The 12,148-nt window shown below is 74.2% G+C and carries 10 protein-coding genes and 1 pseudogene; 8 read left to right on the forward strand and 3 right to left on the reverse strand.

The features are described from left to right. From IE225_RS31915 to IE225_RS31935, 5 genes and pseudogenes are all read left to right on the forward strand, one after another. A pseudogene (locus IE225_RS31915) lies at window positions 1-564 on the forward strand (aminofutalosine synthase MqnE); the annotation flags it as partial. 116 nt (window positions 565-680) lie between these two features. After that, window positions 681-1,400: a UdgX family uracil-DNA binding protein gene (locus IE225_RS31920; RefSeq protein ID WP_190061160.1), complete on the forward strand. Its 720-nt coding sequence runs from the start codon at window positions 681-683 to the stop codon at window positions 1,398-1,400. Window positions 1,401-1,461: 61 nt separating this feature from the next. After that, window positions 1,462-1,986, forward strand: a complete 525-nt coding sequence (locus IE225_RS31925; RefSeq protein WP_190061161.1) for a GNAT family N-acetyltransferase — start codon at window positions 1,462-1,464, stop codon at window positions 1,984-1,986. Between the two features lie 89 nt (window positions 1,987-2,075). Beyond that, complete coding sequence (locus tag IE225_RS31930; protein ID WP_190061167.1) at window positions 2,076-2,375, forward strand: DUF4229 domain-containing protein; 300 nt, start codon at window positions 2,076-2,078, stop codon at window positions 2,373-2,375. A 166-nt stretch (window positions 2,376-2,541) separates the two neighbouring features. Further along, window positions 2,542-3,195, forward strand: a complete 654-nt coding sequence (locus tag IE225_RS31935; protein WP_190061162.1) for a TetR/AcrR family transcriptional regulator — start codon at window positions 2,542-2,544, stop codon at window positions 3,193-3,195. A gap of 111 nt (window positions 3,196-3,306) precedes the next feature. Here the strand turns inward: IE225_RS31935 and IE225_RS31940 are convergent, their stop codons facing one another. Next, a complete protein-coding gene (locus IE225_RS31940) occupies window positions 3,307-4,317 on the reverse strand; it encodes a MaoC family dehydratase (protein WP_229880200.1) in 1,011 nt (336 codons plus the stop codon). Window positions 4,318-4,427: 110 nt separating this feature from the next. Next, window positions 4,428-5,729 (reverse strand): 3-oxoacyl-ACP reductase, encoded by a 1,302-nt coding sequence (locus tag IE225_RS31945; protein WP_190061163.1) that lies wholly within the window; start codon window positions 5,727-5,729, stop codon window positions 4,428-4,430. A gap of 427 nt (window positions 5,730-6,156) precedes the next feature. On the opposite strand from IE225_RS31945, the gene IE225_RS31950 reads away from it, so the two are divergent. After that, complete coding sequence (locus IE225_RS31950) at window positions 6,157-8,133, forward strand: AMP-dependent synthetase/ligase (protein WP_190061164.1); 1,977 nt, start codon at window positions 6,157-6,159, stop codon at window positions 8,131-8,133. A 454-nt stretch (window positions 8,134-8,587) separates the two neighbouring features. Here IE225_RS31950 and IE225_RS31955 read toward each other — a convergent pair whose 3' ends face one another. Next, a complete protein-coding gene (locus tag IE225_RS31955; protein ID WP_067395343.1) occupies window positions 8,588-8,791 on the reverse strand; it encodes a cold-shock protein in 204 nt (67 codons plus the stop codon). Between the two features lie 298 nt (window positions 8,792-9,089). Between IE225_RS31955 and IE225_RS31960 the strand changes: the two genes are divergently transcribed. Beyond that, entirely contained in the window at window positions 9,090-9,947 is an 858-nt protein-coding gene (locus tag IE225_RS31960; RefSeq protein ID WP_190061165.1) for a menaquinone biosynthetic enzyme MqnA/MqnD family protein, read from the forward strand. Window positions 9,948-10,125: 178 nt separating this feature from the next. Continuing rightward, window positions 10,126-11,946, forward strand: coding sequence for a serine/threonine-protein kinase (locus IE225_RS31965; protein WP_190061166.1), 1,821 nt, complete (start codon window positions 10,126-10,128; stop codon window positions 11,944-11,946). The last annotated feature ends 202 nt before the right edge of the window (window positions 11,947-12,148 follow it).

Below are 12,148 nucleotides of genomic sequence, written 5' to 3' on the forward strand. Positions count from 1 at the left end.
ATCCACCGCCTGGCGCACGAAAAGGGGCTGAAGACCCCGTGCACCATGCTCTACGGGCACATCGAGCAGCCCCGCCACCGCGTCGACCACGTGCTGCGGCTGCGCGAGCTGCAGGACGAGACCGGCGGTTTTCAGGTCTTCATCCCGCTGCGCTACCAGCACGACTTCGTGGACATGAAGGACGGCAAGGTGCGCAACCGGCTGCAGGCGCGCACGACGATGGCCACCGGCGCGGAGGCGCTGAAGACCTTCGCCGTCTCCCGGCTGCTGTTCGACAACGTGCCGCACGTGAAGGTGTTCTGGGTGATGCACGGCCTGAACACCGCCCAGCTCGCCCTGCAGTTCGGCGCGGACGACATGGACGGCTCGGTCGTCGAATACAAGATCACCCACGACGCGGACCGCTTCGGCACGCCCAGCAAGCTCACCCGCGAGGATCTGCTGGAGCTGATCCGCAACGCCGGCTTCCGCCCCGTGGAACGCAACACCCGCTACGAGATCATCCGCGAGTACGACGGCCCCGACCCCGCCCGCCGCGACCAGCCCCAGCCCATGCGGGTGTGACCGGCGGCCCCTGGAATCCAAGATCCGCCTGACGTACCCGGGGGCGCTGCGGGTACGACATGCCCGGGTCCCACCACGGGTGTGACGCATCCGGCGGGCCCGGGTACCCGTCGGGCATGGCCACCACCAAGGCGAAGGCCCCGAAAGGTCCAGAGGCTCCCCAGACCCCGGAGGCCCCGGAGGCCCCGGAGGCTCCGGAGGACGCCTACACCGCGGCGCCCTTCGTCCCGGACGACCGTCGCGACCTGGACGCGCTGCGCGCGGCGGCCGCCGGCTGCCGCGGCTGCCCGCTGCACCGGGACGCCACCCAGACCGTGTTCGGGGCGGGCGGCGTCGACGCCCGGGTGATGCTCGTGGGCGAGCAGCCCGGCGACCAGGAGGACCGGCAGGGCCGGCCATTCGTCGGCCCGGCCGGGAAGCTGCTCGACCGGGCACTGGCGGAGGCCGGCATCGACCCGGGGGAGGCGTACGTCACCAACGCCGTCAAGCACTTCAAGTTCACGCGGGCCGAGCCGCACCGGCGGCGCCTCCACAAGTCGCCCACGCTGCGCGAGGTGGCGGCGTGCGGGCCGTGGCTCGCCGCCGAGCTGGCCCTCGTCGAGCCGGAACTCGTCGTCGTGCTGGGCGCGACCGCCGGGAAGGCGCTGCTCGGCTCGTCGTTCCGGGTGACGCAGGTGCGCGGCACGGTGCTGGAGCAGGAGATTCACGGGCGCAGGGAACGGCTGGTGCCGACCGTGCACCCGTCCTCGGTGCTGCGCGCGCAGGGCGCGGACCGGGAGGCGGCGTACCAGGGGCTGGTGTCGGACCTGAGGGTGGCGGCGCGCGTGCTGTCGTAGGGCCGCCGGAACGGTGGGCGAAAGCCGGGACACGGCCGTAGGTAACACGTACGATCGGCCCATGCCCCTTACTTTCACGCTGGACCCCTCCGTCGACCCGGCCCTGCGCGACGGCCTCCTCGACCTGTGGGCCGACGTCTCCCACGCGGGCGGAGCCGTCGGCTTCGTGCCGCCGGTGACACGTGAGGCGATCCGGCCCGAGCTGGTGAAGCACTTCACGGCGATGGCCGAGGGCCGGACCCGGCTGCTGGTCGGGCACGACGAGCGGGGACGGGTCGCCGCCGCGGCCTTCCTCGCCTTCAACACGCACCGGCTGATGACCCACTGGGTGTGGCTGTACACGGTCATGGTGCACCCGCGGCACCAGGGGAAGGGCCACGGCCGCGACCTGCTGGCCGCCGCCGCGGACGCGGCCCGCACCTTCGACGGCATCGAGGCGATCCGGCTCACCTGCCGGGGCGGACTGGGCCTGGAGCGGTTCTACGGCTCCTGCGGCTACAAGGAGGTCGGCCGGGTGCCCGGGGCCATCCGGGTGGCACCGGGGGACGACCGGGACGACGTGATCATGCTGCTGCCGCTCACCTGAGGCCGGCCGACGCACCCCCCGCCAAGGTCCCGGGCCCGGCGTGCTTCACTGGAGACTGCCCCTGTATGGATTCGGAAGAGTGGATTGAGATGCTCCGCTACACGCTGATGCGCCTCGGGATCTTCGTGGGCTGCCTCGTGGTCGTCTGGGGCCTCGTCTACTCCGGTCTCGCCCCGCGCGGCCTGGGCCGCTCCAACGGCCTGTGGATCGTGCTGCTCGCCTTGCTGATCTCGGCGCCGATCAGCTTCGTCGTCCTGCGCAAGGAACGCGACCGGGCCTCGGAGCAGGTCGCCCGGCGCGTCGACCGCATGAAGGCGAGCATCCAGGCCAACGCCTCCCAGGAGGACGGCGCGGACGACGCGACACGGACCCGGCACCAGACGTCCTGACCGGCGGCAGACCTTCTGACCGGCACCGGACGTTTTGACCGGCACCGGACGTTTTGACCGGCGGCAGGCGACCTGACCGGCGGCAGGCGGTCCGACCTCTGCGGCCGGTCACGGCCGCGGGCCGCGCGGTGCGGCCGGGTGTGCCGCGAACCGTACGCTTGCTCCCATGGGTGCCGTCAAAGCCAAGCGGATGCCGCGGGCCGTCCGGGAGCAGCAGATGCTCGACGCCGCGGTCCGCACCTTCGGCCGGCGCGGCTACATGGCCGCGTCGATGGACGAGATCGCCGAACTCGCGGGCGTGTCCAAGCCGTTGGTGTACCTGTACCTGAACTCCAAGGAGGACCTGTTCACGGCGTGCATCCGCCGTGAGGCCCGGGCACTCACCGACGCCGTGCGCGCCGCCGTCCTGCCGGGACTGCCCGCCGACCGCCAACTGTGGGCCGGGCTGCGGGCGTTCTTCACGCACACCGCGCAGAACCCGGACGGCTGGGCCATCCTGCACCTGCAGGCCCGCACCCACGGCGAGCCGTTCGCGGCCGAGGTCGCCGCGCTGCGCGAGGAGATGGTCGCGTTCGTCACCCGGCTCATCGCCGACGCCGCCCGCGAGGCCCACCGCGACCCCGACCTGCCGGAGGCGGAGGTCGCCGGGCTCGCCGAGGCCCTCGTCGGCGCCGCCGAGTCCCTGGCGGACTGGGCCAACGCCACCCCGGGCGTCACGGCCCGGCAGGCCGCGGCCACCCTGATGAACTTCGCGTGGGCGGGACTGGGCGACCTGATGGAGGGCCGCCCCTGGACTCCGCCGGCCGACGCCGAAGGCTGACCGGCACCGGCACCGGCACCGGCACTGGGGCCGGGGCCGGGCTTCGGGGACGCGCCCTCCTCACCCGGCAGGCGTCCTCATCCGGCAGCCGTCGTCACCTGGCTGGCGTCGTCACCCGGCCTGCGCCGTCACCCGCCCCGTCACGTACAGCCGTCCCGCGTCGTCCGGCGCCCGCAGTTCGAAGCGGTCGCCGGCCGCCGCATACCGCACCGTGCCCGGCAGCAGCACCGGCGCGCGGAACTCGGCGTGCACGTGTGCGGCATGGGGGGTGCCGTGGGCGGCGAGACAGCGGGCGACGGTCCACATGCCGTGGGCGATGGCCCGCGGGAAGCCGAAGAGGCGGGCGGTGGGGGAGGAGAGGTGGATGGGGTTGCGGTCGCCGGAGACGGCGGCGTAACGCCGACCGACGTCGGCCGCGAGCCGCCACTCGGCGACGGCGGGCAGCGGCTCCTGCTCCGAGGGATCCTGCTCCGAGGGATCCTGCTCCGAGGGATCCTGCTCCGACGGCTGCTGGTCCGATGGCTCCTGCGCCGGGACCTCCTGCTGTGGGGACTCCCGCCGCTCCTGCCCGGCGGCCCCGGCAGTCCCGGCGGCTCCGGCGGTCCCCGGTTCCGCCGCCGTGCGGTGCCGCGCGAGGTACGTGCTGCGCGACTCCCACACCGGCTCCCCGCCGTCGCGCACCTCGGTGACGACGACGGCCTGCGTGCCGCGCCGGTGCGGCACCAGCCCCTCGACGTGCACTGTCATCTCGTACGTCCCCGTGACCGCGAGCGGGGCGCGGCGTGTGATGTCGATCGACGTGTGGACCAGGCCGAGCAGCGGCAGCGGGAAGGCCCGCTCGCTCATCAGGCGCATGGCGGCCGGGAAGCCCAGCACGTGCGGGTAGGTGATCGGCAGGGTGCCGCCGCCGGCGGCGAAGCCGCACAGCAGCTCGTAGCGGGTCAGCCGGGCGGGGTCCACGCGCAGCCCGGGCAGCACCAGGCGGGTGCGCGGGAAACCGGCGTCGGGGCGCGGCCGCTTCAGCGGCGAGAACAGCGCGCCGCGGGCCAGCAGCGGGAGCAGGGCGGGCGGCCGGGTCAGGACGACGGAGGAGAAGGCGCCGGCGTCGGCGTGGGCGGTCACGGGTGCACGCTCCCGGTGGTGCGGGCGGTTGCGGGGGCACCGCTTCCGGCGGTGCGTGTGGCGGTCACGGGGTCACCGCTCCCGGCGGTGCGCGTGGTGGTCACGGCGGTTCACGCTCCCAGCAGGCTCTGGCCGCAGACGCGGACCACCTGGCCGTTGACCGCGCCGGAGGCCGGGTGGGCGAGCCAGGCGTGGGTCTCGGCGACGTCGACGGGCAGGCCGCCCTGGGCGAGGGAGTTCATGCGGCGGCCTGCCTCCCGGATGAGCAGCGGGATCGCGGCGGTCATCCTCGTCTCGATGAAGCCGGGGGCGACCGCGTTGACGGTGATGCCGTGCTCGGCCAGGGCGCGCGGCGCGAGGGCGCGGACCAGGCCGACGACGCCCGCCTTGCTCGCCGCGTAGTTGGTCTGGCCCGCGTTGCCGGCCAGCCCCGCGATGGACGCCGTCGCCACGATCCGGCCGCCCGTCCTGAGCGTCCCGCGTTCCAACAGCGCGTCCGTGGTGCGCAGTACGCTGCCGAGGTTGACGTCGAGCACCGAACTCCAGTGCTCGGCGGGCATGTTGACGAGCCGCCGGTCCCGGGTGATGCCCGCGTTGTGGACGAGGACGTCCAGCCCGTCGGGCAGCGCGGCCGCGATGCGCTCGCCGGCGTCGGCGGCCGTGATGTCCAGGGCGAGGTGGGTGCCGCCGAGCCGTTCGGCCACCGCGCGGGCGTCGGCCTCGGCGGCGGGGACGTCCAGGACGACGACCCTGGCGCCGTCGCGGGCCAGGGTCTCGGCGACGGCCTCGCCGATGCCGCGCGCGGCGCCGGTGACCAGCGCGGTGCGCCCGGCGAGCGGCCGGTCCCAGTCGTCCGGCGCGGTGACCTCGCCCGCGCCGAGGTGGATCACCTGGCCGCTGACGTAGGCCGACCTGGGGGAGAGCAGGAAGCGCAGGGTGGACTCGGCGGCGGCCGCGTCGGTGAGGCGGACCAGGTTGACGGTGCGGCCGCGGCCGATCTCCTTGCCGAGGGAGCGGACGAAGCCCTCCAGCGCCTGCTGGGCGGCGGCCCGGTGGTGGTCGCCGGCGTCCACCGGCGCGCCGAGCACCACCACGCGCCCGCTGTCGGCGACGGACCGCACGACGGGGTGGAGGGCGGCGTGCACCTCGGCGAGCGTGCCGGTGTCGCACACCCCGGTCGCGTCCAGGACGACGGCGGCGGGCCGGGCGGAGGCGGCGCCGAGACCGGCGCGGTCCAGGACGGGGGCGAGGTCGAGGCCGGACGTGCCGGCGGTGAGGCGGAGCAGGCCGCCGTCGAGCGCGGGCCGCTCGGGTGTCCACCGTTGCAGCCGTGCGGGCTGCGGCAGTCCGAGGCGGCGGGTGAGGAACCGGCCGGGCGCGGTGCCGGTGAAGCTCAGATAGCGGTCGGCCATGTCCGGCTCCCACCTTCCCAATTTCTTACTCTGGAGTAAGGTTACCGCAGGTAATCCTATGTCAGGGGTGAGGAGCAGGTCGAGGTGAGCGCCACCCCGAGCACCCCGGGCGCTCCTGGAGTCCCGGACGCTCCGAGCACCCCGGACGCCCCGGACGCCCCGGACACCCGCGCGGCCGGGTCGGCGCGGGCGGTCCGGGCGCCGAACCTGACGGTCATTCACCTACCCGCCGAGTACCCGCCGAGGTTGCACACGCCCGGCCCCGGACCCTCCCCGAACCCTTACGAACCCCCCACGCGGACACCGTACGATCACGGCTTGACCGGCGGTAACAGCGCAGGTACGCGCCGCCGGTGAACAATCCGGTGCGCCCTGTGCGTACCCCATGCAGCTGAGCGGTACGACGCTGCAGGCCCCAGGAGTCGCCATGCCCCTCTCGTACTCGTCCCCGTCCTTTCCGCCCGATTCGTCCCCGTCCTCGCCCGTGCCGCCGACCCCGCCGGAGTTCACCTACGACCCCGACGGCGAACCGCGGCTGGTGGAGCCGGAGACACGGCGGCTGGACGGGGAGGTGCGCGAGGCGTACGTGCCCCCGCTGGTGCCGCCGGTCACCCACGGCTCCCTCGCCGACCTGCCGTTCGAGAACGCCGCGGCCGCCCCCGACCAGCGGGTGATCAGCCGCCGTACCGCCGAGGGTGACTGGCAGCATCTGACGGCTGCTCAGTTCGCGGCCGAGGTGCTCGCGTTGGCCAAGGGACTGATCGCCGAGGGGCTGGCGCCGGGCGACCGGATCGCCGTCATGGCCCGCACCCGCTACGAGTGGACGCTGCTCGACTTCGCCGCGTGGGCCGCCGGCCTGGTCACCGTGCCGGTCCACCCCACCTCCTCCGTCTTCCAGGCCCACTGGATCCTGCAGGACTCCGGCGCGATCGCCCTGGTCACGGAGACCTACGAGCAGGCCGCCGCCCTGGGCCCGGAACACGGCCGACTGCCCGCCCTGCGGCACGTGTGGGTGATCGACGAGGGCCATCTGGACCGCCTGTCCGAACTCGGCGCGCACGTCCCCGACCAGGAGGTCGAGGTGCGGCGCGGCGTGCTGGGCCCGGACACGCTGGCCACCCTCGTCCACACCTCCGGCACCACCGGCCGCCCCAGGGGCTGCGCCCTCAGCCACGGCAACTTCCTCTGCGAGGTCGACAACGCCGTCGAACTGCTCCACCCGGTGTTCCGGCCGCGCACCGGCGAGGAGCCGTCCGCGCTCCTCTTCCTGCCGCTCTCCCACGTCTTCGGCCGCATGGTCGCCGTCGCCTGCGTCCGCGCCCGCGCCCGCCTCGGCCACGCGCCCAGCCTCGGCACCGAGGACCTGCTCGCCGACCTCGCGAGCTTCCGGCCGACGTTCCTGCCGGCCATCCCCTACATGCTGGAGAAGATCTACCACTCCGCCCGGGCCGCCGCCGAACGCGGGGGCCGCGCCGCCTCCTTCGACCGCGCCGCGAGCGTCGCCCGCCGCTACGGCGAGGCCGTCGAGGCCCGCCGGCACGGCCCCGGCCCCGGCCCCACCCGCTCCCTGAAGACCGCCCGCGCCTTCTACGACCCCCTCGTCTACCGCCGCATCCGCACCTCCCTCGGCGGCCGCGTCCGCCACGTCATCTGCGGCGGCTCCCCCCTCGGCCGCTCCCTCGCCGCCTTCTACGCCGGCGTCGGCATCGACGTCTACGAGGGCTACGGCCTCACCGAGTGCACCGGCGCCGCCACCGTCACTCCGCCGCTCAAACCCCGCCTCGGCACGGTCGGCTGGCCCCTGCCCGGCACCCGCGTCCGCATCGCCGCCGACGGCGAGGTCCTGCTGTCCGGCGGCCAGGTGATGCGCGGCTACTGGGAGCCGCAGGCCGGCGGTGTCGTTCCGGCGGCCCCGGACGGCTGGTTCCCGACGGGCGACATCGGCCGCCTGGACGACGAGGGCTACCTGACGATCACCGGCCGCAAGAAGGAGATCCTCATCACCGCCGGCGGCCACAACGTCGCCCCCGCCCCGCTGGAGAACTGGCTGCGCGCCCACCCCCTGATCTCCCAGTGCCTGGTCCTGGGCGACGGCCGCCCCTACGTCTCCGCCCTCCTCACCCTCGACCCGCAGGGCCTCGACCACTGGCGCCGGATGAACGGCAAGCACCCCGCCCCGCCCGAACTCCTCGTCGACGACGAGGAGTTGCGCGCCGTCCTGCAGCACGCCGTCGACGAGGCCAACGGACTCGTCTCCCGCCCCGAGTCCATCCGCCGCTTCGCGATCCTCCCCGTCGACTTCACCGAGGAGGCCGGCCACCTCACCCCGTCGATGAAACTGCGCCGGGCGGCGATCCTGCGGGACTTCGCGGAGGTGGTGGAGGGGCTGTACGACGGGGGGTGACCGGCCGCGCGCGGGCGGCGGGGGCCGCGCACGGGCGACGGGAAGCGTCCGCGGGGCCGGCTCCCCGCGCGGGGCGGTGGCCGAACCGGGGGCCGGGTGACCGTGTGGCCCATCGGGGTGACGTACCCCACACCTGCGGGGGCGCGGGCGCCGGGCGCGGCATTCGTGCTCGTCGTACGGCGCGGCTGAGGAATTCATCCCGAATTCACCGGAATGCCGTCCGGTGGAGTGAAGCGGGCCGGAGCGGAGCGCGGGCGGGGCGGGGGCAGGGCGAGGGAAACGGAGCGGGAAAAGGACGGGGAGGGGACGGAGGAGAGGCGCGGAAAGGGGAAAGAAGGGGAAAAGGCAGGAGCCCCGTCGCCGGGCGGCGCGGGGCTCCTTGGGTACTGCTATTCGTCCCGGATCAGGACGCCATGGACTCCGGACTCAGGACCTCGGTCGGGTCCCGGGCGCCTCAGAGTGCGGTGACGTTCTCCGCCTGCGGGCCCTTCGGGCCCTGCGTCACGTCGAAGCTCACCTGCTGGTTCTCCTCGAGGGAGCGGAAGCCGGTGGCGTTGATCGCGGAGTAGTGAACGAAGACGTCGGGGCCGCCGCCTTCCTGGGCGATGAAGCCAAAGCCCTTTTCGGCGTTGAACCACTTAACGGTTCCGGTAGCCATAAGCCCTCCTTGGGCTCAAAAGGGTCGCCCTGCTCCAGAACCTGCATTGTGAAACGTGAGCGCCGCACAACTGCATACGTCTGAAAACGACCAGAGCCCGCGGTCACATGCTCCGCAGGCTCTGTACTGCAAGGAAACCAAACTGCAACTTGCTCTCGAGCGTAGCATGCGCGGACCGGAAAGCAAGAGAGGGGAAGATCACGTCACCCGGACGTTTGAGTCCTCTGGGGAGAGGTTGACGCCGGGTGCGCGCGGGGGTGGAGGTGGTGCCGTGGCGGGCAGGGTCTAGCCTCCCGATGTGGACATTTCTCGCACCCGGCCGCGTGTCGGCCACATCCAGTTCCTCAACTGCATGCCCCTGTACTGGGGCTTGGCGAGAACGGGCACACTGCTCGACTTCGAGCTGACGAAGGACACCCCGGAGAAGCTCAGCGAGCAGCTGGTGCAGGGAGACCTCGACATCGGGCCCATCACGCTCGTGGAGTTCCTGAAGCACGCCGACGACCTGGTCGCCTTCCCCGACATCGCGGTCGGCTGCGACGGCCCGGTGATGTCCTGCGTGATCGTCTCGCAGGTCCCCCTGGACCGGCTGGACGGCGCCCGCGTGGCCCTGGGCTCCACCTCGCGCACCTCCGTACGCCTCGCCCAGCTGCTGCTCGCCGAGCGCTTCGGCGTGCACCCCGACTACTACACCTGCCCGCCGGACCTGGCCCTGATGATGCGGGAGGCCGAGGCCGCCGTCCTCATCGGCGACGCGGCGCTGCGCGCCAACCTCATCGACGGGCCGCGCTTCGGCCTCGACGTGCACGACCTGGGCACGCTGTGGAAGGAGTGGACGGGGCTGCCGTTCGTCTTCGCGGTGTGGGCGGCCCGCCGCGAGTACGCCGAACGCGAGCCGCTCATCACCCGCAAGGTGCACGAGGCCTTCCTCGCCTCCCGCAACCTCTCCCTGGAGGAGGTGGCCAAGGTCGCCGAACAGGCCGCCCGCTGGGAGGCGTTCGACGAGAAGACCCTGGAGCAGTACTTCACCACCCTCGACTTCAGCTTCGGCCCCGCGCAACTGGCGGCGGTCGCCGAGTTCGCCCGCCGCGTCGGCCCGACCACCGGCTTCCCGGCGGACGTGAAGGTGGAACTGCTGCAGCCGCAGGAGACGTAGCGGCCGTCGTACGGGACAGCCATCGCGCGGGGTGGTCGTCGCGCGGGGTGGTCGTCGTACGGGACGGTGGCGCCCGCCCGTGGAACGGGCCGCCGCGCACTACCCTGCTGGGGCAGGGACGGCGCGCGGCCACGGGCCGGGCGCCGGGCGCGGGGGAGAACCGGGGGAGGGGGACGCCATGCAGCCGCTCGAAGCCGACGAGCCCACCGCCGTGGGGCCCTACCGGCTGCTCGGCCGGCTGGGCTCCGGCGGCATGGGCCGGGTCTACCTGGGCCGCAGCACCGGCGGCCGCACGGTCGCGGTCAAGGTCGTCCACCCGCACTTCGCGTGCGACGGGGAGTTCCGCGCCCGGTTCCGGCGCGAGGTGGAGGCCGCGCGGCGGGTCGGCGGCGCCTGGACGGCCCCCGTCCTGGACGCCGACTGCGACGCGCCGGTGCCGTGGGTGGCCACCGCCTACGCGGCCGGCCCGTCCCTCGCCGCCGCGGTCACCGAGGACGGCCCGCTGCCCGCGCACACCGTACGGGCGCTGGGCGCCGGCCTGGCCGAGGCGCTCGCCGCGGTGCACGGGCTGGGCCTGGTGCACCGGGACGTCAAGCCGTCCAACGTCCTGCTGACCCTCGACGGCCCCCTCCTGATCGACTTCGGCATCGCCCGCGCCCTGGACGCCACCGCCTCCCTCACCGCGACCGGCGTCTCCGTCGGCTCCCCCGGCTACATGGCGCCCGAGCAGATCCTCGGACACGGCGTCACCGGCGCGGCCGACGTCTTCTCCCTGGGCGCGGTCCTCGCCTACGCGGCGACGGGGCAGCCCCCGTTCCCCGGCGACTCCTCCGCCGCACTCCTCTACAAGGTCGTCCACGGGGAACCCGAACTGGACGGTCTGGCAGGCGAGTTGCGCGACCTGGTGACCGCCTGCCTCGCCAAGGACCCGGCCGGCCGCCCAGCCCCCGCCGACGTCTCCCGCCGCCTGGCCCCCGAAGGTGCCGCCCGCCTGATCGCCGGCGGCTGGCTGCCCGGCCGGCTGGTGGAACAGGTCAGCCGCAGCGCCGTACGCCTGCTGAACCTGGAGGCGACGGAGACGGTGGGGGCGGCGGGGACGGCGGGGACGGCCGCCGGGGAGGCGGGGGAGGGGTCGGGGCCGGTGGGCTTCAGCAGGGCGTCGGAGGCCGCACCCGACACGCGGACCGGGGACCGCCGGGAGACCGAGGCCCCGCAGCGGGCCGTGACCCCACAGGAGGCCGCGGCGCCACAGGAGGTCGCGGCGCCACAGGAGGTCGTGGCCCCGCAGCAGGCCGTGGCCCGACAGGAGGCCGTGGCCCGCCCGGAGGCGGAGGAGAAGGCGGAGGAGAAGGAGACGTCGGCCGTGCCGGGCTTCGGCCCCCCGCCGCGGGTCCCCGCTCCCGCGCCGCCCGCCGAGGCCCGCCCCGGCAAGGTCTCCGTCACCGTCGCCGCGTCCTCGACGCCCACTGCCGGGCGCGGACGCCGGATCAGTTGCACGGTCGTCCTCGCCGTGGCCGGCGCGATGGCGGCGGTCACGGTCGGCTCCCTGTACTTCACCGGCGTCCTGCCCCGCGACGGCGGTGGCGACATGGGCGGCGCCGACAAGCGCCCCGGCACGACCGCGCCCAGCGCCACCGCGAGCGCCGGCGACGTCCCGCCCGCCTACTGGGGCACCTGGGAGGGCCGGGCCACCGCCCTCGACGGCACCCTCCCGATCGGCACCTTCCGCCTCACCGTGCACCGCGCTTCCGTGGGCGCGGAGTTGGGCCGCCTGCGGCAGACGGACCAACTCGGCGGCGTCTGCGTCGACATCCTCACCCTCAAGTCGGTCACCGCGCACGGCCTCGTCGCCACCTCCCGGGGCGCCTCCACCAACCACGGCGGCTGCAACCCCGCTCCCCACCCGGTCCGTCTCACCCGCACCGGCGACGACCTGACGTACACCTCCGACAGTTCGGCGGAGGGGAACCCCACGGCGCGGTTGACGAAGGTCGAGTAACGGGCGGCGGGTCAAGTAGCGAGAGGGCGTCCGGGTGGGTGTGCGCGGCCTGGCGTCGGCCGTCGCACACCCCTGGCGTAGGCTGGTCCGGTCCGTCCACACCCTTGACGAAAGGGGCGCTCGGTGACCTCGAAGGCCGACCTCCAGTCCGTCCTCGACCGTGCCGCCGAGGGCGGGCGGATCACTCCCGAGGAGGCGCTCG

It is taken from the genome of Streptomyces echinoruber, assembly GCF_014651135.1.
Taxonomy (GTDB): domain Bacteria; phylum Actinomycetota; class Actinomycetes; order Streptomycetales; family Streptomycetaceae; genus Streptomyces; species Streptomyces echinoruber.